At 42.2% G+C, this 20,346-nt stretch carries 17 protein-coding genes and 1 other RNA gene; 7 read left to right on the forward strand and 11 right to left on the reverse strand.

The genetic code is table 11. The features are described 5' to 3' along the window. Positions 1–51: 51 nt before the first annotated feature. Positions 52–1,323, reverse strand: a complete 1,272-nt coding sequence (locus tag L4D20_RS21300) for a dicarboxylate/amino acid:cation symporter (protein ID WP_428803606.1) — start codon at positions 1,321–1,323, stop codon at positions 52–54. A 302-nt stretch (positions 1,324–1,625) separates the two neighbouring features. Further along, positions 1,626–2,228, reverse strand: a complete 603-nt coding sequence (grpE, locus tag L4D20_RS21305; RefSeq protein ID WP_428803607.1) for a nucleotide exchange factor GrpE — start codon at positions 2,226–2,228, stop codon at positions 1,626–1,628. A 141-nt stretch (positions 2,229–2,369) separates the two neighbouring features. On the opposite strand from grpE, the gene nadK reads away from it, so the two are divergent. The 3 genes from nadK (at position 2,370) to bamE (ending at position 5,663) form a co-directional block, all read left to right on the forward strand. Further along, on the forward strand, positions 2,370–3,254 hold the full coding sequence (gene nadK, locus L4D20_RS21310; protein ID WP_428803608.1) for an NAD(+) kinase: 885 nt from the start codon (positions 2,370–2,372) through the stop codon (positions 3,252–3,254). 188 nt (positions 3,255–3,442) lie between these two features. After that, positions 3,443–5,107: a DNA repair protein RecN gene (gene recN, locus L4D20_RS21315; RefSeq protein ID WP_428803609.1), complete on the forward strand. Its 1,665-nt coding sequence runs from the start codon at positions 3,443–3,445 to the stop codon at positions 5,105–5,107. Positions 5,108–5,303: 196 nt separating this feature from the next. Continuing rightward, positions 5,304–5,663, forward strand: coding sequence for an outer membrane protein assembly factor BamE (gene bamE, locus L4D20_RS21320; RefSeq protein ID WP_428803610.1), 360 nt, complete (start codon positions 5,304–5,306; stop codon positions 5,661–5,663). A gap of 117 nt (positions 5,664–5,780) precedes the next feature. On the opposite strand, the gene L4D20_RS21325 is transcribed toward bamE, so the two are convergent. Together L4D20_RS21325 and L4D20_RS21330 are read right to left on the reverse strand one after the other, a co-directional pair. Beyond that, a complete protein-coding gene (locus L4D20_RS21325) occupies positions 5,781–6,116 on the reverse strand; it encodes an RnfH family protein (RefSeq protein WP_428803611.1) in 336 nt (111 codons plus the stop codon). Further along, the gene (locus tag L4D20_RS21330; RefSeq protein ID WP_428803612.1) at positions 6,106–6,549 is read right to left on the reverse strand and encodes an SRPBCC family protein; all 444 of its coding nucleotides are present in this window, start codon (positions 6,547–6,549) and stop codon (positions 6,106–6,108) included. Before L4D20_RS21330 ends, L4D20_RS21325 begins: the two co-directional genes overlap by 11 nt. Positions 6,550–6,663: 114 nt before the next feature. Here L4D20_RS21330 and smpB point away from each other — a divergent pair, with 114 nt between their 5' ends. Together smpB and ssrA are read left to right on the forward strand one after the other, a co-directional pair. Then, positions 6,664–7,146, forward strand: a complete 483-nt coding sequence (gene smpB, locus L4D20_RS21335; protein WP_428803613.1) for an SsrA-binding protein SmpB — start codon at positions 6,664–6,666, stop codon at positions 7,144–7,146. A gap of 66 nt (positions 7,147–7,212) precedes the next feature. Beyond that, positions 7,213–7,578: a transfer-messenger RNA gene (ssrA, locus tag L4D20_RS21340) on the forward strand. Between the two features lie 97 nt (positions 7,579–7,675). Here ssrA and L4D20_RS21345 read toward each other — a convergent pair. Together L4D20_RS21345 and L4D20_RS21350 are read right to left on the reverse strand one after the other, a co-directional pair. Next, positions 7,676–8,929, reverse strand: coding sequence for a type II toxin-antitoxin system HipA family toxin (locus L4D20_RS21345; protein WP_428803614.1), 1,254 nt, complete (start codon positions 8,927–8,929; stop codon positions 7,676–7,678). Next, entirely contained in the window at positions 8,926–9,255 is a 330-nt protein-coding gene (locus L4D20_RS21350) for a helix-turn-helix domain-containing protein (protein ID WP_428803615.1), read from the reverse strand. Before L4D20_RS21350 ends, L4D20_RS21345 begins: the two co-directional genes overlap by 4 nt. Positions 9,256–9,738: 483 nt before the next feature. Here L4D20_RS21350 and L4D20_RS21355 point away from each other — a divergent pair, with 483 nt between their 5' ends. Next, entirely contained in the window at positions 9,739–11,070 is a 1,332-nt protein-coding gene (locus L4D20_RS21355; protein WP_428803616.1) for an MBL fold metallo-hydrolase, read from the forward strand. 228 nt (positions 11,071–11,298) lie between these two features. Here the strand turns inward: L4D20_RS21355 and hflX are convergent, their stop codons facing one another. Beyond that, positions 11,299–12,642 carry a GTPase HflX gene (gene hflX, locus L4D20_RS21360; protein ID WP_428803617.1) on the reverse strand — a complete coding sequence of 448 codons (1,344 nt, stop codon included), beginning with the start codon at positions 12,640–12,642 and terminating at the stop codon, positions 11,299–11,301. Positions 12,643–13,090: 448 nt separating this feature from the next. Here hflX and L4D20_RS21365 point away from each other — a divergent pair, with 448 nt between their 5' ends. After that, positions 13,091–13,621: a hypothetical protein gene (locus tag L4D20_RS21365; RefSeq protein ID WP_428803618.1), complete on the forward strand. Its 531-nt coding sequence runs from the start codon at positions 13,091–13,093 to the stop codon at positions 13,619–13,621. Positions 13,622–13,686: 65 nt separating this feature from the next. Here L4D20_RS21365 and L4D20_RS21370 read toward each other — a convergent pair whose 3' ends face one another. From L4D20_RS21370 to L4D20_RS21385, 4 genes are all read right to left on the reverse strand, one after another. Further along, positions 13,687–14,955 carry an O-acetylhomoserine aminocarboxypropyltransferase/cysteine synthase family protein gene (locus L4D20_RS21370; RefSeq protein ID WP_428803619.1) on the reverse strand — a complete coding sequence of 423 codons (1,269 nt, stop codon included), beginning with the start codon at positions 14,953–14,955 and terminating at the stop codon, positions 13,687–13,689. 170 nt (positions 14,956–15,125) lie between these two features. Next, entirely contained in the window at positions 15,126–17,723 is a 2,598-nt protein-coding gene (locus L4D20_RS21375; RefSeq protein ID WP_428803620.1) for an LruC domain-containing protein, read from the reverse strand. Positions 17,724–17,733: 10 nt separating this feature from the next. Continuing rightward, on the reverse strand, positions 17,734–18,246 hold the full coding sequence (locus tag L4D20_RS21380) for a hypothetical protein (protein ID WP_428803621.1): 513 nt from the start codon (positions 18,244–18,246) through the stop codon (positions 17,734–17,736). 308 nt (positions 18,247–18,554) lie between these two features. Continuing rightward, on the reverse strand, positions 18,555–20,336 hold the full coding sequence (locus tag L4D20_RS21385; protein WP_428803622.1) for a bifunctional lysophospholipid acyltransferase family protein/GNAT family N-acetyltransferase: 1,782 nt from the start codon (positions 20,334–20,336) through the stop codon (positions 18,555–18,557). Positions 20,337–20,346: the final 10 nt, after the last annotated feature.

Genomic DNA, 20,346 nt, shown 5'->3' on the forward strand with positions numbered 1-20,346 from the left:
AAAAAGCAGAGCTAACGAGCTCTGCTTTGGTATTCAATTATGACTAGTCATTTAAGCGGTTGCGCGTGAAGGCTCAGCTGTTACTGCATCTTCAGCAACTTCCCCTTCCGATTGAGCAACAATGGTATTCACTGCTGTGTCACCGACAACATTAGATGATGTACAGAACATATCATTGATACGGTCAACGGCTGCGATGATTGCCAAACCTTCAGGAGGTAACCCTAGTTGATGCAATAGAACACCGACCATTACAACACCACCACCAGGTACGCCACCAGCGCCAATGGAAAGAAGTAAGATAGTGAAACCAAGCATGAACAGATCAGCGGTTACAATTGGCTGACCAAATGCGTTAGCGACGAAGATAGTTGCCAGTGCGATGTAAACAGACACACCCGCCATGTTCATCGTTGCGCCTAGAGGAACACCAAAACCCGCTACCGATTTCGATACACCGAGTTTTTCAGTCAACGTACGCATCGTTACAGGAATCGTTGCGTTTGAACTTGCTGTAGAAAGTGAGAATAAGATTTGCTCACGAACGGCACGTAGGAACGTTTTTGAAGAACAACGCGTAGTAAGTGCAACGACTGTTGGGTAGAAGATAAAAATCTGGAACAGAAGCATTGCGATAACAAGAGCGACATAACCTGCCACTGACATTAATGTACCTGCTTCTAGTGTTGCACCTAGATTAATCATCAACGCAAACACACCGTACGGAGCAAGCCCCATCACAAGACCAATCAGCTTCATCATCAGCTCATTGCCAAGTTTGAAAGCGTTAGCGATTGGTGCACCGCGCTCTTTCATCGCTTGAATACCAATACCAACCAGAATAGCCATGAAGATAATCTGAAGCATATCGCCACTTGCAAACGCCGCTGCTGGGTTACTTGGTACGATATTAACAATCAAAGAGAAGATATCAGGCGTATCTGTTGTCGCAAACTCTACTGATTCAGAAACTGTACCCGCTAGGTTAGCACCAGCACCTGGCTGGAAGATCATACCAATAGTCAGAGCTAGAATAATCGCGATAACAGTATTTAGAATGTACAAAGAAAAAGTTTTACTGCCTAAACGACCAAACGATGAGAGATCTTTTAGATCAACGATACCGCAGACGATTGAGAAGAAAACTAATGGGACAACCATTAATTTGATCATTTCAACAAACATGGTTCCAACACCGTTAGCGAGACCTAACAGGTATGTATCCATGAACGTTACACCGCTAAACAAATATTGAATTGCAGTACCTAAAATAAGACCAGTGAAAAGTCCTATAAATATTTTACTTGAGAGCGACTTATCCATCGTTCAACTCCAGTTGCTATGTGTGCATATGTGTTAATTATTAGTTAAAAACTCGGTCTAACGCCGAGAAGGCAGTCATAATACACAGTGAACACACAAAGGAAAGCACCAACAACCTTTCATACAAACCACTACTGGAGAGATAAATATCGAAATTATTAAAATATATGGAATTAACAACTAGGTTGGTAAGGAATTAGCAGTGGATAAGATTTAATAATTGAGTAACAGAAATGTTTACAACTGGACAAAAAAAAGAGGAGCATCAGCTCCTCTTCATAAAAACCTATAAATAATGGGTATTATTTAGACACCATTACCATCGCCGGGCGAATAACTCGGCCATTTAGCTCATAACCCTTTTGCATTACGAACATCACTGAATTAGGCTCGTGATCGGCACTTTCTTGAATAGACATCGCTTGGTGTAATTCAGGGTTAAAAGTTTCACCTTCAGGGTTAATCTCTTTTAAACCAAACTTAGCAACCACATCGACAAAAGACTTGTGCGTCATTTCAACACCTTCAAGAACCGGCTTAACCGCTTCATTTTCAGTATCAGCAGATTGAATTGCACGCTCAAGGTTATCAATAACAGGTAGCAGCTCTTCAGCAAACTTGTTCAAGGCATACTTACGCGCTTTATCAACTTCAACTTCAGTACGACGGCGCATGTTTTCTACTTCTGCTTTCGCGCGTAATACCGAGTCTTTCTGATCTTGAACTTTTGCTTCACTTGTTAGTAGAGCAGCTTCAAGTTGAGCGATCTTTGCTTCTTGCTCATCAACTTGTAACTCTTCATTCCATTCGATATCAGCATCGCTTCCAACAACATCAGCTTGTTGCTCTGTGCTTTCTGTATTCTTTAGTTCTTCTTCTTTCATTTTGTTTTCTTCGTTGCTCATGATATCTCCAGAATTCATTCCAACGTGCACCTATACTATTTGTTACTCAATTAGGGGCACAAAAATTCGCATAAAGGGGTGACTTGCCATTATTATGGGGATGAAGATTCTTGATTCAAGTCTAATTAGTCTGGAAAACCTATGAAAAAATGCTTTGAAGTGATTGCTATCATCGGAAAACCACGAGATCAGCAAGCAATACAAACACATAAAGAGCTCTATTTATGGCTAACCGCAGAAGGTTACCAAGTTTTTATTGATGACCGTTTATGCGATATTCTTGATGATATCCCTAAAGAGAATTTTTCTAGTCTAATTGATCTGGGCAAAAAAGCCGATCTTGCCATTGTTGTTGGTGGTGATGGCAACATGCTTGGCGCTGCAAGAGTGCTATCTCGATTTGATATCTGCGTTATCGGTGTGAACCGAGGCAACCTAGGTTTCCTAACTGATTTAGACCCAGACAACTTTCAAGGCGACTTACTCGGCGTTCTTAACGGTGAGTACCGAATAGAAAACCGCTTCTTATTAGAAACCGAAATTCATCGCCATGGGCAAGTAAAGAGCCATAACTCAGCACTTAACGAAGCCGTATTACACCCCGGTCAAGTCGCCCACATGATTGAGTTTGAAGTTTACATTGATGATACGTTTGCGTTCTCTCAACGATCTGACGGGCTTATCGTGGCAACACCAACAGGTTCAACCGCTTATTCGTTGTCAGGTGGTGGTCCAATTCTATCTCCTAGTTTGAACGCGATTAGCTTAGTGCCAATGTTTCCCCACACGTTATCTAGCCGCCCATTAGTTGTGGACGGGAATAGCCGAATCAAACTTATTGTCTCTCCAGACAACAGAGGAACACAAGAAGTAAGCTGTGATGGACAAATATCCTTGCCTGTTTCACCAGGTGATGAAATACATATCTATCAAAGCCCTACAGCTCTAAAGCTGATCCACCCAAAAGACTATAGCTACTACCACGTACTACGAAATAAGCTTGGATGGTCTAGTAAGCTGTTTTGATTTGGTCACACGTGGAATGTTGATAGCTCGGTACGTATTGCTAGATCATTAGACATTACCTGCTCAGTCGATCTTGCTCACATAGTAATCAATAAGCAAAAATAACTTACCTGTGTAACTTTACTGTATAAAGAAACAGTATATACTGTTTTCTTATACAGTATTGTTTAATTGTACAGGTAAATAAAATGCTAGCTCACCTAAGTGTAAACAACTTCGCTATCGTTAAATCTTTGCAGCTCGAGCTCTCAAAAGGGATGACCAGTATTACTGGCGAAACCGGTGCGGGTAAATCAATTGCTATTGACGCACTCGGTCTTTGTTTAGGTGGGCGTGCTGAAGCCGGCATGGTGAGACAAGGCGAAGAAAAAACCGAAGTAAGCGCAGCATTTTTATTAGACAATAACTTACTTGCTTCTCGCTGGCTTGAAGACAACGATCTACTTGATGGTAGTGAGTGTATTTTGCGTCGTACCATTACAAAAGAGGGCCGTTCGCGAGCCTTCATTAATGGCAGCCCTGTTCCGCTTTCCCAATTAAAGTCACTCAGCCAGCTACTGATCAACATCCACGGTCAGCATGCACACCATCAATTGATGAAAAGTGACTACCAAATGGCAATGCTCGATCAATATGCTGGGCATTTGAACCTGCTAAAGAATACACGCAATACCTATCAACAATGGCGTCAGGCTGATAACTTACTTAAAAAACTCAAAGAAAACAGTCAGCAAAACCAAGCGCAAAAACAACTTCTTGAATATCAAATCAAAGAGCTAAATGAGCTCTCTCTTGGCGAGGACGAATATGAACAACTCGAACAAGAACACAAACGCCTATCCAACAGTGGAGAGCTTGCCTCAACCTGCCAACAGGCTATCGAGCTTATCTACGAAGGTGAAGAAGTTAATGCGCTTAGTATTTTGCAATCGGCCAATCAGTCCTTAGTACAACTTGCTGAGCTTGACGAAACACTTACTGAGTTACCAAGTATGGTTGCAGAAGCGATAATTCAGATCGAAGAAGTCAATGCAGAGCTACGTGGTTATCTTGATAATATCGATGTTGACCCTGCACGCATGGCGTATGTTGAAGAGCGTTTTTCGAAAGTGATGTCTATTGCTCGTAAACATCATGTTATGGCCGACGGACTCTATCAGCACCACCAAGAGCTACTATCGCAGATCGAAGCGTTAGATTGTTCTGATGAACGCCTCGATGAACTAGAACAAGAGTTAGAAGGCAAGTACCAAACATTCTTATCTGCCTCCGAAAAGCTCAATAAGTCTCGCTGTCGTTACGCTAAAGAACTAAATAAACTTATCAGCCAAAGCATGCATGAACTCAGCATGGAGAAAGCAAAGTTCCAAATCTCGGTCGACAGTGAAGGTGCTCATCCTTCTCCACTCGGTATGGATTCTGTCTGCTTCCTTGTTTCAACAAACCCAGGTCAACCATTACAACCAATCGCTAAAGTCGCATCAGGTGGTGAGCTATCTCGAATTTCACTTGCGATTCAAGTTATCACGGCGCAAAAGGTTGAGACTCCTAGTTTGATCTTTGATGAAGTTGATGTCGGTATCAGTGGCCCAACTGCAGCCGTAGTCGGAAAGATGCTAAGAACACTGGGGCAATCGACACAGGTTCTTTGTGTCACCCACTTACCTCAAGTTGCAGGCTGCGGCCATCAACAGCTGTTTGTTGCTAAAGCAACGAAGGCAGGAAAGACAGAAACTAAGATGCACAGTCTGGGTACTGAAGAGCGAATCACTGAACTTGCTCGCCTACTCGGCGGCAGTGAGATTACTCAATCGACTTTGGCAAATGCGAAAGAACTATTAATTGCCGCATAAACAACCGATTTAATATATAGGCCTAGGGGTGCACTAGGCCCAATAAGTTCCACTTTTCGTTCTATTTGAACTTTCTTTGCAACCTATCTCTAAATTCACGGTCTGAAACAGTTCAAAGGTGAAGGAGTTTTTTACTTCTTCGCCTAGGTTGTTTATTATCACCGCAGTTTAATGTTCATTTGTAAAGAAAGAAGATATGCAGTTTAAAAAATGGTTAGTCATCGCACCGCTAGCAATAACAATGCTAACTGGTTGTTCTGTGTTAGAGAAACTTGTTTATAGAATTGACATTAATCAGGGCAATTACGTAGAACAAGAAGCCGTCGACCAACTTAAATTTGGTATGACTAAAGAGCAAGTGCGCTACGTAATGGGCTCACCAATGCTGATTGAAAATGGTTACCCAGATACTTGGTACTATATTTATCACCATACCGCTGGCCACAAAGACTCAGTTCAACAAAACTTGGTTGTTAACTTTGACCCTTCAGGCACACTGGTTGATATTGCCGGTGAGTTTCCAGCCGGGGATCAGTTTTTCGAAAGTATTAACTAGTTAGTTTCAATAGCTAACGACTACATACATAGAATACAAAAAATGGCTCGTAGAAATACGGGCCATTTTTATTGGTGTTATTCATGCGCAAAGCACTTATTGAACTGACGCCTTTCGTCAACTGTTAGCCTTCTCTTTAGCGGCCTTCGCTTTAGCTGCTTTGCTGGCTTGCTCAGCTCTTTTTCTTCGGATCTCTTTTGGATCAGCCAATAACGGTCGGTAAATCTCAATTCTATCTTTATCTTGAATCGTTGCATCAAGCTTAATATTTCGACTGAACACACCTACTTTGTTCAGCTTTAAATCAATCTCGGGATACAGCGCCAACACGCCTGATTGAACAATAATCTCTTCCACGCTCATTGATTTATTTACAACCAAAGTAAACACGCGTTGCTCTTGAGGAAGCGCATACACCACTTCTACATGGATCATCTCAGATTCAATACTCATAACAGCTATAGACCTCTTTAGCTCGCTTAGTGAAAGAACTGACCATATTGCTAGTCAAATCACTAAAGATTTTACCAAACGCTAGCTCAACCATTTTGCTAGAAAATTCAAACTCTAGCTTAAGCTCAACCTTACAAGCGCCTTCATCTAGCGGAGTAAAATACCAGCCGCCGGTTAACGAGCTAAATGGACCGTCCACCAAATTCATTATTATTGATTGGCCATGATTCAACTGATTCGATGTGGTGAATGTTTTGCTGATACCTGCCTTTGACACATCAACAGATGCAACCATTGACGTTTCGGTTGATTCGAGAACCTGAGAGCCTGAACATCCGGGTAAAAATTGAGGATAGCTTGAGACATCATTCACTAATGCGTACATCTGCTCAGCACTAAACGAGACTAATGCCGAACGACTCACTTGTTTCATGTTAACTCCAGTACTGCTTTACATAATCATTTATAGCTGTAATTCTACGTTTATTCTCTCTTAGAGCAAATAAGGATTTCCTAACCGAAATCCAAGCCGTATAATGCAGGCACTATGGCAAAGAAATCAAAGAATAAAGCGGGTAGCAATACCATCGCTCAAAACAAAAAAGCTCGCCACGAATATTTCATTGATGATGAAATTGAAGCTGGCTTGGAGCTACAAGGCTGGGAAGTAAAATCTCTGCGTGAAGGTAAAACTAATATCGCAGAAAGCTATGTGTATGTTCGTGACGGCGAAGCATTTATTAGTGGTATGACAATCACACCATTAACTCAAGCATCAACGCACGTTGTCGCTAACCCGACACGCATACGTAAGCTACTACTCTCTCGTAAAGAACTCGACAACCTAATTGGTCGTATTAACCGTGAAGGTATGACACTGATCGCTACTGCTCTCTACTGGTCTCGCTCATGGGTGAAACTAAAAGTAGGTGTCGCGAAAGGTAAAAAGCTGCACGATAAACGTACTGATATGAAAGAAAAAGACTGGGCTCGCGATAAAGCACGGATTATGAAGAGTAATCTGCGTTAATATTGAGCACTTAAACGCACAAGTCTAGACAGGCAAAGCTTTTCTGGTACTATGCAAATAACACTTGGGGCTGATTTAGGATTCGACAAGAATTTTGAAGTCTGAGGTGCATGCCGTGGGGCGGTTGGCCACGTTAAAAGCCGCAAAATATAGTCGCAAACGACGAAAACTACGCACTAGCAGCTTAATAACCTGTTGAGAGCCTTTCTGCCCTAGCTTCCGCTTGTAAGACGGGGAATAACAGAGAGTCAAACCCAAACTAGCTAGATCGGATTCTCCCGCCTGAGAGATGAAGTTCGAAATTTAATTCAGGATAGTCATTTACTAGCGTGTCGGTTCGCAGGTACTTGGTGAATTTAAAGATCGACTAAGCATGTAGTACCAATGATGAATGATTTTTGGACGCGGGTTCAACTCCCGCCAGCTCCACCAAACGTTTGGAAAGGGCCAACTCGAAAGAGTTGGCCCTTTTTTTATCACCTGCGTTCAACACCGTTTAAAGTTAGGTAATTAATAATTTTCCTGCTTACTAGAATCGGAAATCGACACTTAGACTATCCCAATGTAACCTCAATGCATCCTTGTGCTGCTCCAGCATAGGCAAATCGATTAACAACTCAGGCCATCTGGTTTTTGCTATATCTAATGTATCAAGCAGGTGAGGCTTAATCGCCACCCAAGGCGCACCCGTTTTCTCTGACCATACTTTGAAGTTATCCATCGTTATATTAAACCACTGCTTAGTTCCTGCCATATTAAGGGCAAGGCTATCGTGTTCAATGTATGGCGTGGTAAACACCACATCATAAAGTGGAGACAAGCGAGGAGATTGCTCATCACTATAGATAAGCGTCCAGTTTTTTAGGTGGGCGTCACCATTGCCAAGCAAGATATTGATAAGCAGCCTTCTTGCCATTTGCTGTATATCTTTCAAGCGCTCTGAGCTCGATTGATAAAGCACTTTACCAAGTTGCTCATAATTAACCTGTTGATATTTATCCGAAGGATATAGACCAAATACTTGAGCAAAGTCTTCTGTATGGATACGCCCATTGTCACTTCGGTCAAAGCGCTTGATGCCATATGCATACTGTTCATCTGGTAACCTAATACTAGGCAACCCTTCAAGCTCATCAAGATCGATTAAGCGAACTTCAGGAGTCTCAACTCCTGCCGCTTCAGCCAGTTTCATGCAGGTATATTCATTAACGGGTACACCTTTATGGACTGTAGACGGAGTTTTAATGATCCATATATCTTTCGATATTTCTTGGTCAATATGATAACGACCATCAAGATGAGACGAAGAAAACTTCATCTGTACACCAGCAAGTGAAAATTTAGTATCTGCATGCTTTACATTAATCTGTTGAGGCTCTGTTGATAAACGCTGCTCGAGTGCCCAACTAGGCAAATTACCAGCCTCTATCGGCTCAGCAATTAATGCCCCCGGCAGGTTTGAACCCAAGTACGCAAGAATAGAGAACTCATTGTTGGTGTGACATTGTAGTGCCTTGGCGGTCAGTTCTCTTAACGCTCCTTCTGGTAACAGGTTGGATAATACTGGTGGGATTTTGTCTGTCCTAATTTGCGCTTTGTTTAAATACCCCGAATCCAGTAACTGCCTCAAAGTAAAAACTGGACGATTTTCTGTTGGTATAGAGATAAACTTGGGATTGAACGTCAGTATATTTTTTCCACCAGCATAATGTGTAATAACCGCTACATCTATGCCATGTAACCGGATATTAAGACCCTCGACCTTTTCTACCAGCCTAGTCATGATTTACCCTCTGTATCGAACCAAAAGCCGAGATCATCAGTATCATCTTGCAATCCATCTGCGCTTTGGGTGCTATCGCTTTGACGTTCTGACACTTTATTTGACGAGGAAAGAATGGTTTTCGGGCCTTTAGGTAAAATAGAGAGCTCTAAGTCCAATCCTTCTAAAATCCTGAGTAAGGTTGATAGCTTTACGTCACTACCTGCTTCAATTCGCTGATACTGCTGCTGCTTCATGCCAATTCTCATGTACATGTCTTTCTGCTCAATATCGAGCTTCTTGCGTTGCTCAATAAGCAGTGCTGCTATTTCATCTATATTCTTCATCACTAACTCCCTCGAACAGCTTTTAAGTTGTATAGGACACTATAAACAACATATTAGTTGTAAATACAACCACCAACAACTTATAAGTTGTATAAAGAGAAATAAACAACAAAAGAGTTGTTTAGCAATGAAACCAAATCGGTTTAGGAATAAGGCAAATTATAAATATTTTGAGAAAAAATACGGTAACGAAAAAGAATAGGTACACCATAGGGTACATCAATAAAAATAAAACCAATCAATATCATTAAATATCAAATAGATAACAATCAAGTTCAACTTACGCCAGCCCACCAAACGTTTGGAAAGGGCCAACTCGAAAGAGTTGGCCCTTTTTATTTGCGTGAAACCTTCAGTTTTTTCAGTCTCCACAAGTTATCTCGTCACTAGAAAATCTCTTAATAGTCGCAATTCTTTTTTCAATCATTGTTTGAGGCCAAAACTACAGGCACTGTGATTGAGTATCCATTTGAGGAGTGAACTATGGAAATCATTCATCACGGAGGAAAGGACACCATCACTGGTTCTTGTCATGAACTAAGATCCGATGATCAGGCTATTCTCGTCGATTGTGGGTTATTTCAAGGGGCTGATAAGCGGCCATTAGACATTGAATTTGAAACTGATCACCTCGATGCACTATTGCTCACCCATTGCCATATCGATCATATAGGTCGCTTGCCTTGGTTACTTGCTACTAAATTCAATAAGCCGATTTATTGCAGTGAAGCTACCGCAGAACTTGTTCCTTTGATGCTCGAAGACAGCTTAAAACTTCAGCTTGGTCTATCGAACAGAAAAACAGAACAAGTTCTCAATCAAATACGCCGAATGTTGCGCCCTCATGAATACGATCAGTGGTTTCCGATTACCAACGATGTGACGAAAGGGCTTTATGCTCGATTCCAACACGCTGGGCACATCCTTGGTTCTGCTTATATTGAGGTTCGCCTTCCTAATCAAGAAGTCGTCGTGTTTTCTGGTGACCTAGGGCCAAGTAATACTCCTCTCTTACCCGATCCTGTTTCACCAAAACGTGCCGACCACTTACTGATTGAAACCACGTACGGTAATTCCCAACATGAAGATATCAATACTAGAGGCAAAAGGCTCAAAGCGATCACTGATCGTTCTTTGCTCGATGGGGGTACTATCTTAATTCCTGCGTTTAGTGAGGGTCGAACTCAAGAGCTACTGTTCGATATTGAACAGCTTATTAACTCTCAACAGATAGATATCGACATCCCTATTATCCTCGACTCACCAATGGCTCAAAGAGTCACTGAGTCTTATCGGAGGTTTAAACAGCTTTGGGGAAATGAAGCGAAACAACGCCTGCAATCAAACCGTCACCCGCTCGCCTTTGAGCAGTGCATAACGGTGAACGATCATCGAAGCCACCAACGAATCGTCAACAGGTTGAAATCGACTGGAGAGCCTGCGATTGTTGTTGCAGCGTCGGGGATGTGCCAAGGTGGAAGAATCATGAATTACTTGAAAGCCTTACTACCGGATAGTCGTACTGACGTGATTTTTGCCGGTTACCAAGCGAAAGGAACATTAGGGCGTGAACTTCAAAATCAAAGTAAAAATAGTAGTAACACCGTCAATATTGATGATGAGGTCATTGAAGTCAATGCACAGATACACACTATGTCTGGTTACTCAGCACACGCGGATAAAAGTGACCTATTGAAATTCATTAACGGGATATCCCCTTCACCAAAGGCTATTCATTTGATACATGGTGAACCTAAAGCTAAAGAACGTTTTGCTAGTGAGCTGACGCAAACAGGAGTTGTGGTAGTAAAATAACGTAGAAACAATAGGTTAACTAGATATCACCTTCTAACAAACCGGGTTACAATCGGTTTGGGTTGCCATGATCCAATCCCTTTTTTACCTAGCCAAACGGCTAGTTATTTATCAATAAAAAGGCCCTAACGAATGTTAGAGCCTGAAATAAATGCCGTCGACAGATTGAAAGAGAACCGCAAAACCACACGGTTTTAGGCACGCTAATACATAAGGGAATATCCCTGTTTAAACGGTCAGCATTCGCTTTTTCAATCTTGCTAAGTCAATTGAGCTTGAACGTACTGAAAGCTTTATATGATCGTATTCATACTCTTCTTTGGTAACACTCATACTAGAACGGATCTCACCAATTATGCCGTTTGCTGTGTAAGGGACAATAATCTCATCTTCAACCATGCCATTCTCCGCAACATTGACGATGTACTCATGCAGCTTGGTGATATCAAGTGGGTTGCGAGTGGATGTCATCATCGCATCAGGAAACTCTTCCATCAGCGCTTGTTGTTGCTCTTCACTCAGTCGATCAGATTTGTTCAGAACCAACAGTTTTTCAATACCCTCAACACCCACTTCCCCTAGCACCTCATGCACAACATCGAGCTGAGCACGGAACGTCTTGTCTGATGCATCAACGACATATAGAAGTAATGATGCATCATGAGCTTCAGCCAGCGTTGAGTGGAATGAAGCAACGAGATCATGTGGCAGCTTTTTAATAAAGCCAACGGTATCAGACACCAATATACGTGGTTGCGTTTCTGGGTAAAGCGCTCGTACGGTTGTATCAAGCGTAGCGAAGAGCTTATCTTCCGATAATACGTCACTGCCTGTCATTGCGCGCATCATTGAAGATTTACCCGCATTGGTATAGCCGACTAAAGCGACACTAAACAGCTCGGCACGTTGTTTACGGCGGCCTTTAAGTTCTGCTTGTACGCTAACCAGCTCACGTCTTAAATCGGCAATTTGATCGCGTACTTTACGGCGATCCAACTCAAAGTTTGTTTCGCCGGAACCCGCACCCATTTGGCGCTCATTATCACCACGCATCGATTCTCTTAGTCGTGGCACCATATAATTAAGGCGAGCAATTTCCACCTGTAAGCGAGCAGTTCGAGTTCGAGCGTGTCGGCTAAAGATTTCAATAATGATACCCGTACGATCATACACTTCTACGCCAAGTTGATTTTCAACATTACGCATTTGTGATGCGGTTAAATCACAATCAAACACCACCACATCCGCGCACGAGAGCGGTAAGTTCTCGGATGGAATATCATCAAAGTCAGTCTCATCAAAAAACTCATCGAACTCATCCTCTTCCTCTTCAATCGACCCTTTATTACCAGTGAGGTGAGCGATTTCAGCGAGTTTTCCAAGACCCAATACATTCAGCCCTTGAGTTGAGCTTTGTTTTTGCGACTGAGTTCCAACCACTTTAAACCCAAGCGTAGTCACCAAGCGAGCTAACTCTGCAAGTGATTCTGCTGCCTCATCACCTTTAAACTTCGGTGTACAGATAGAGATAAGTAATGCGTTATTCAGTGACGGTTTAGCGGTTAGTTTCATAATTTTTGATGATAGAGCACCGAAGTGCAGGCCTAATTTAGAGTCAAAAGTGGCCTGATCCTACGCTGTTATTGGTAAGCTTTATAGCGTTATAGAATAGTAATTGCAGATATTATTTTAGTTGGTGATAAATCATACACTTACAAATGCATCTCCGTAATGACTCATTTTCATTTAGCACATGGGAACCCAAAAGGTTTTGAACGTTTTTCACACGAACAGCGCCAACCAGCCAATATTGAATTAAACTCTGTACAAACAATAAGATACACCAAAAACATCAACTTAAAACTAGCATTAAATCGATTTGGGTTACGATGATCCCTCCCGTTTACTACGTCTCTAATTGTAGTTTATTCTGATGGTCTTATATCTTCAGATTCACAGCCTTGAGTCAATGACCGCAACTCGATACAATCAGAAAAACAACAAAATTAATGTATTTTCTATGACCTCCCCTTCTCTCTATTCTGCTTCGCTGTATGATTTTTCTCGCACTAATAGTGAGTTAATAATCTCTGCTTTGCAGGGCAATCCGCCTACTCGTTTCATTGAGAAAATCGAGTTAATTCAAGCACAAATCAATGAACTATTGCACCTTGCAGGACACATAATATTTGACTATCAGCCATGCAATAGTGAGGCTAAAATTGATGTGGTCTTTTTGTATCGTGGCTTAGTGTTTGTTGTGGTATTCAAGGTAGGAGAAAGTGAATATAGCAGCGATGATATTGCTATGGCGCATAACCTAGCTCTGGAATTAAAAGAGCACCATCCATTAAACCAAGATAAATTCATTGTTCCTGTTGTGATCGCAACGAATGCACAACCACAAGGGTGCGATATTCAAGTTAGCCCCAATTTGGTGATCAACCCCATCTTAGATAACGGCAGTAACCTTGCAGCGCTACTGGAGCATTTTTCTAATCAATTTAAAGCTGATGAAATTGATGCGAATGCATGGGAGCATTGCCGTTAAAAGTCGAGTGTCAGTAAAGAGGAACCAGAACCCGTTACTCTGGCTCTCTCTTTATATGAATGTGTTTATGCGTTGAGTGCCTGATCAAGATCCGCAAGAATATCCTCAATGTGCTCGATACCTACAGATAAACGAATCATTTCAGGGAATACACCGGCGCGCTTTTGCTCTTGTTCATCCATCTGGCGATGAGTCGTAGAGGCAGGGTGGCAAGCCAATGACTTAGCATCACCAATGTTCACCAATCGCTTAAAGATCTCAAGAGCATCATAAAAACGAACACCTGCTTCGTAACCACCTTTCAAGCCAAATGATAGAATTGCTGATGGTTTTCCTTTCATGTATTTTTCAGCCAGCGGGAAATATTCAGATGTTGGTAAACCGGCATAACTTACCCAACTGACTTTATTATGTTGGCTTAAGTAGTCTGCAACTTTTCGAGCGTTCTCAGTGTGGCGCTCCATACGAAGTGATAGCGTTTCTAGCCCCTGCATGAGCATAAAGGCATTCATCGGTGACAACGCTGCTCCCGTATTTCGCAGTGGTACCGTACGTGCTCGGCCAATGAATGCAGCGTCACCAAATGCTTCCGTATACACAACACCATGATAAGAAGGCTCTGGTTGGTTGAATACAGGGAACCGTTCTTTATGTTCAGCCCATGGGAACTTACCTGAATCGACAATCACGCCCCCGAGAGTCGTACCGTGGCCACCTACATATTTTGTCAATGAATGAACAACAATATCCGCGCCAAAATCAATAGGCTTACATAATACTGGTGTTGCAACCGTATTATCGACCACCACAGGGACTCCCTGCGCATGAGCAAGTTCTGCAATACGCTCTAGATCAATGATATTGCCGGCTGGGTTACCAATGGTTTCACAATACACAGCTTTCGTATTTTCATCGATAAGCTCTGCAAGGCTTTCTGGTTTATCATCTTTGGCAAATCGAACCTCGATGCCTTGCTTTGGCAGCATATGTGCAAACAGGGTATACGTCCCGCCATAAAGCTGAGGTGTTGAAACGATATTGTCACCCGATTCTGCAAGTGTTTGAATCGCATAAGTGATAGCTGCGCTACCCGCACTGACAACTAATCCCGCGATTCCGCCTTCAAGTGCGGCCATGCGTTTTTCCAATACGTCATTAGTCGGGTTCATTATTCGCGTGTAGATATTTCCCGGCACGGCTAAGTTAAATAGATCAGCGCCGTGCTGGGCATCATCAAACTCGTATGCGACCGTTTGATAGATAGGCGTTGCCACAGACTTGGTTGTTGGATCGGTTTCGTAGCCAAAGTGAATCGATAGCGTTTCGTCTTTCATTATATCGTCCTTGATGATTGTATTATTTTTGTACAAGCATCATGACACATATTGTTGGCGACATAGAAGATTGCTTCATCACAGATTGATGAATATTATCCCTCTGAGTTCTCTAAGCTCTGTCCCCTACCCAAACTCTACCTCTTCACTTTAAACTAGGTCTGCGTTAGCTATAAGTCTTCAACCTCATCAAATATAAATTGGGACTTTCTTTTGCTCTTATACCAGTTCTTATTTTGCTTCCCTTTACTTTTTGCCCAATTAAGAATGTCAGGATAAGCATTGGAAAGATCGACCTTCTCTTTCGGAGAGTGCCACGAACTCGGCATTTGCATCGCCCAAGGTAAGTTTTCTTCTGTTTGATAGAACCTGTCTTCTGATGGATCTGAATCATCATGTATTGACCCAAATTTTCGTCTCGACGCATGACGTGTAGGAGGGAAACCGGGGAAATGAACTTCTATGATTTCACCATGTTCTAGCTCTCTGGCAATAAAAGTATTGTAAGGCGGCGCGCCAAGTATTTCAGGATCCATTGGATACTTGAATTCAATCGTAACTACAAACTGGTGACCATTGATTTTTTGTGAACCTGTTAGTGTGTTTGAAAGCTTATGTCCTGTCGGTGGAGGCAGCGCACTTTTTAAATCTTCAATGAGCATAAATTGAGTTTTATTGATATCAGCAACGGGCATAAGAGAACGGGTAACGCCCCTTGATTTTGAAGTCGCACTCTCGACATTACTGATCGGTGTGTTGATGACCAAACGCAGTGAATTATCATAGATTGCCCCTCTTGCAACGGGTCTGACCCTAAAAGTGATCATTTTTACAAGACCATTCACTTTCGTCTCTTCTATATTGTAATTCACAACTGCATCGTTAAAGTCATAATCCCCTGTTATTGGCCATTCATCTTCAAACGCCATAGTGCCTTCTTCACTCGATGAAGGGCTAAACGTACTACTGATTGTTGTGCTAACGGGTTTGCTACTTGAATCCAATGGGTCGGTTTCGTAATAGTTAACTTCATTACCATCACTGAATCCATCTGAATCAGAATCGGCGTTGTCTTCGCTGGTTTGGAATAGATATAACTCTTGGGTATCAGTCAAACCATCACCGTCAGTATCTGATAAAGATGGATTTGTTCCCGTCATTGTTAGCTCTTCTTCATCGGTTAGCCCATCAAAATCAGAATCCACTAACGAAGGTTCAGTATTGAGTATTAACGCCTCTGTAGCATCAGAATACCCATCACCATCGGTATCGGCCATTGTTGGATCAGAGTTGTATGTAATGATTTCTTCGAGATCGGATAGACCGTCAGAATCCGTATCGGGTTCAAGAGGATCAGACAAATAAAGTAACGCTTCTTGTCTGTCATCAATACCATCGCCGTCAGTATCAGGGTTATTAGGATCCGTCTTCAATATTGCCGTTTCATCAATATTCGATAAGCCATCGCCATCACTGTCTGTTTCTTCAATCACTGTATCCCCTGTATTGGCGATTAATTGTGTCGATAACGCAAGAGTCGCCAGTTCATAGCTTGTTGGTGAGGTATCTTTGTCTAAGTCGTAAATATACGATGACCCGGAATACTTGAGACCAGTCGATCTATTATGAGCCCCCAAAACTAGGTAATCTTCCGATATAGCAACCGAGGAACCAAAGTCATCGTTATTGCTGGCATTACTTAAGCTAATTTTATCTACCTGCTCCCATACCCCATGGCTAAACTTAAAGGTGTACGTGGCTCCTTTGCGTGAGTCTTTACCGTTTGCCCCAATGACTAAGTGATCATCAAAAATGGCCACTGCACTACCAAAGTTGTCATTACGGTCTAGATCATCCGAGACCAGTTTCGCCAAAGGCTGCCATTGAGTCAGACTACGTTTATAAACATACACCGCACCACATTTTTTCTTATTTTTTAGCGATGGGTGATTTTCCTGGGGTGCACCAACCAATAGGTAATCTTTTGAAATAGCGGTTACTTTTCCAAATTCACTGCTTTTAGTAACAGCGCCACCAGTTAGCCTTGCCTGCTTGGTCCAAATGCCATCTTCTTGATTGTAAACGGTTACCGATCCCTCTTTATTTCTTCCATGTTCGTAGTCACCAATGGCTAGGTAACTCTGAGAAAAGTGGATAGAAGAGCCAAAGTGCCGACTTTTATTTGATGAGTCAGGTTCAAAGCTACGATCAAACTTCCATTCAGACTCGCTTCTCACGTAAGAATATACGACACCATTATTGTTGGCGCCTTGACTCGGAGAACCCACAACTAGGTAATCTCCATCAACACTGACAGTAATGCCAAACATTGTATTGTTGCCCCCATTGGGCGGGGTTATTTCAGCCTCTTGGTGCCATGTTCCATTGTTATTTACAAACACATACGCCACGCCAGTACTTACCGCCCCTTGTCTTTTAGCTCCTATCACTACGTATTGGTCAGAGATATCAATGGAACGCCCAAATAGAGTAACGCTATTTCCTTGGCTTGTTGTCGGTGATAAGCATTGCTCCTCAGACCAAGATTCGTCGTTCACTAAATAGAGACACACTTGCCCCTCCGACCCCGAAGAACCTGGTACAGAAACAATGGCGCGATCTTTATTTATCGCAACGTCATAACCAAATTGATGATAAAGATCTTGGCTGAATTCACTTAAGTCCTGAGCTAAAAAAGGCGCGGAATATGCCCAAAATGGAAGCAGAGTAAATACCATCCCCCTAATTGCTGTGGTTATGTATCTCATAACTCGCTCCTTAATAATCAAAAGAATGGTATGCGACATTTGCACTGTTAATCGCAATAATAAAGTCTGAAGGGTCACTGCCATCAAGGCTGACATGAAGCTCACTGATGTCACTTGGAATAGGTAAGGCTGTAACGTAAAGATCAGCGTTTTGCATCTGACCTTTTTCTAGCAACACTGCCTGTTGCTCATCCGCTTTGATATATATTTCAATGGTGGTATGAGGCTGAAGATACTCAAAACTTAAACGAACACTGACTTGTCGCTGATTAGAAAAACTAAAATCGCCACTAGAGCCTGAAGAGGTGAGTGACTTAGTTGCCATTGCTTCTATTTCTTGCTGAGTCGGGCCTGTCTCTGTAGAAGAGCTTGATACCTCTTCATCTGGGCTATTGACTGTTGACGCAGTTCCGCTGCCTGACCCACCACTGCTTGAGCCACTACCACCATCACCTCCTCCACAACCACTCACTAGTAGTACCAGCACGATTGGTATTGTTTTTATTTTTAGAAAACTTGTCATGATCGCGACCTCACTTAAGCCTGAATAATAATGGGAAATTACGGCGTAATAGAGTAAGGGAGCAAGGCTTATGCCAGTTAACAGATGAATATAAGCAATTGATATTGCTTAATATAAAGCTTTAAAGTAGAAAGAATGGAGGAATTCCCAAATTGAATATCAAATTCAACCCAATTTTGAGAACTGCACTTTTTGCCATACTTGGTTTAACAATTGAAAGTGCTGTGAGTTAATAACGTCACAACATAAATAGATATGAATATAGTCGGCGGTGTAAAGTTTGAAGGAAATCAGTCAATCTCCCTTTATTAAGGTCTACCCTTTGCGTCGCTAGTAGTCGCTAGATACTCCATCGCCTCTGTCTTACCCATATACTTACTGAGTGTTTTGAGAGGAACCGCTTTCATATTCACGACAATCAAACCGTCAAGCGCATCTTGAAAAGCAGGGTCTACATTAAAGCACACCAGTTTGCCATTCATGCCCAAATATTGACGAAGTAACACGGGTAGCCCTTTTCCTTTTTCCATGCGCGCTAACACCTTAGAAAGTAGAGGAACACTCGCGAGTGATGAGAGTAAATTCGTCTGCCAAAAAACATTTCCGCTGCTACGTAGCGGCGTCTTTGCTTTCACAAGAGTCGCTTTTTCTTGATCATAATGGTGAACAGAGAGCGTTGCCGCCATCAGCTGACGCGCTACATGGCTGTAATCATTGCTGATACTAACCGGACCAAATAAGTGGGTATAGCGAGGATTTCGATAGACGAAGGTGGCAATCCCTTTCCAAAGCATCAGCAGGGAATTCAGATTTCGTTGATATTTTTTAGCGACCACGGAGCGTCCCATTTCAATGCTATTATCAAGCGAATCTATAAAGCTCTCGTCGTACTGAAATAAGCTTCTAGAGTAGAGACTTTGTAAACCATGTTGTTCTACGAGTTCATCCACCAACCCCATTCGATACGAACCCACAATCTCCTTTTCTTTTTGATTCCAAACGAATAACTGATAGTAGTGCAGATCAAACTCATCCACATCACAAGCCAACCCACTCCCCTCACCCACTTGACGAAAGCTCTCTTCTCGAATTCGACCGATCTCCTGTATCACATTGGGTAACATTTGAGTTGGCGCATAGTAGACTTGGTAATCTCCCTTCTCGATCAATAACATTGAATCCGGTAACGACGAGATATCTTGTTGTAAAAAATCAGGGCTAATAGGCGAGATTATCGGAGTATCAAACAAGGAGGGATCATCATGATCCAAAAGCGTCTTTCGGTCTGTTGATATACTAGAGCTCATTAAGTATGTGTTGAGCCTTAAATAGTTCACTACATCTCTATCGTACTCAAAGTCTTTCAATTCAGAGTATGGAATGGCACTACCAATAGAGATAGCAATACTGGTCGCTTTTTTATTGAGTAGTTCACGACCAAGTAGAGCTGTGCGCAATAGCGGATGCACTTTACCAGCCTGATAAAATAGTGGGCTGTTTTGACCATTAATAAAAATTGGAACGGTAACAGCCTGACTACGCTTAATAAATTTAGCCACAGATTGGCTCCACTCTATGTCAGACAGAGTGGTTGAATTACCTTGATAAGTGGATACTTCACCAGCAGGAAAAACAATGAGCAGCCCTCCATCAGCTAAGTGTCGATGGGCTTCCCTCACTGCGTTGGCATTGGTTCGTCTAGAATCTTTACCGTTAAAGACATCAATCCCAATAAATAGATCATCAATTTCAGGCAAGCGTTTAAGCATCTGGTTTGCTAGCACTTTTACATCTTGTCGAATAGTTCCAATGAGATCGGCCAGTATGACACCTTCAATTGCACCCAAAGGGTGGTTGGCCACAATGACGGTTGGACCCGATGTAGGAATAGCAGCGACTTCTCCTTGTTCAACCAAATAACGAACATTGAGTGCTGATAGGGTGTAATTCATGAACTCAAAACTTGAACGAGTAGAAGGACGCTTTTGGTACAAAAAGTCTAACTTAGATAACCCAGTAGCCCATTCAACAACAGACTCTCCGAGACCAAATGGCGTATGACGTTGTAAACGAAAAGGGCTACTGATCATAATAAATCAC

Origin of the sequence: Vibrio kyushuensis, assembly GCF_050337325.1 — a bacterium.
GTDB classification, from domain to species: domain Bacteria; phylum Pseudomonadota; class Gammaproteobacteria; order Enterobacterales; family Vibrionaceae; genus Vibrio; species Vibrio kyushuensis.

What these genes read in the sequence shown, in the direction of transcription:
- L4D20_RS21375 (WP_428803620.1), bottom strand. Translation starts at nt 17,723, where the DNA reads ATGAGATACATAACCACAGCAATTAGGGGGATGGTATTTACTCTGCTT.
- L4D20_RS21380 (WP_428803621.1), bottom strand. Translation starts at nt 18,246, where the DNA reads ATGACAAGTTTTCTAAAAATAAAAACAATACCAATCGTGCTGGTACTA.
- L4D20_RS21370 (WP_428803619.1), bottom strand. Translation starts at nt 14,955, where the DNA reads ATGAAAGACGAAACGCTATCGATTCACTTTGGCTACGAAACCGATCCA.
- recN (WP_428803609.1), top strand. Translation starts at nt 3,443, where the DNA reads ATGCTAGCTCACCTAAGTGTAAACAACTTCGCTATCGTTAAATCTTTG.
- hflX (WP_428803617.1), bottom strand. Translation starts at nt 12,642, where the DNA reads ATGAAACTAACCGCTAAACCGTCACTGAATAACGCATTACTTATCTCT.
- L4D20_RS21325 (WP_428803611.1), bottom strand. Translation starts at nt 6,116, where the DNA reads ATGAGTATTGAATCTGAGATGATCCATGTAGAAGTGGTGTATGCGCTT.
- grpE (WP_428803607.1), bottom strand. Translation starts at nt 2,228, where the DNA reads ATGAGCAACGAAGAAAACAAAATGAAAGAAGAAGAACTAAAGAATACA.
- L4D20_RS21385 (WP_428803622.1), bottom strand. Translation starts at nt 20,336, where the DNA reads ATGATCAGTAGCCCTTTTCGTTTACAACGTCATACGCCATTTGGTCTC.
- L4D20_RS21365 (WP_428803618.1), top strand. Translation starts at nt 13,091, where the DNA reads ATGACCTCCCCTTCTCTCTATTCTGCTTCGCTGTATGATTTTTCTCGC.
- L4D20_RS21330 (WP_428803612.1), bottom strand. Translation starts at nt 6,549, where the DNA reads ATGAAACAAGTGAGTCGTTCGGCATTAGTCTCGTTTAGTGCTGAGCAG.
- L4D20_RS21355 (WP_428803616.1), top strand. Translation starts at nt 9,739, where the DNA reads ATGGAAATCATTCATCACGGAGGAAAGGACACCATCACTGGTTCTTGT.
- bamE (WP_428803610.1), top strand. Translation starts at nt 5,304, where the DNA reads ATGCAGTTTAAAAAATGGTTAGTCATCGCACCGCTAGCAATAACAATG.
- L4D20_RS21345 (WP_428803614.1), bottom strand. Translation starts at nt 8,929, where the DNA reads ATGACTAGGCTGGTAGAAAAGGTCGAGGGTCTTAATATCCGGTTACAT.
- L4D20_RS21300 (WP_428803606.1), bottom strand. Translation starts at nt 1,323, where the DNA reads ATGGATAAGTCGCTCTCAAGTAAAATATTTATAGGACTTTTCACTGGT.
- smpB (WP_428803613.1), top strand. Translation starts at nt 6,664, where the DNA reads ATGGCAAAGAAATCAAAGAATAAAGCGGGTAGCAATACCATCGCTCAA.
- nadK (WP_428803608.1), top strand. Translation starts at nt 2,370, where the DNA reads ATGAAAAAATGCTTTGAAGTGATTGCTATCATCGGAAAACCACGAGAT.
- L4D20_RS21350 (WP_428803615.1), bottom strand. Translation starts at nt 9,255, where the DNA reads ATGAAGAATATAGATGAAATAGCAGCACTGCTTATTGAGCAACGCAAG.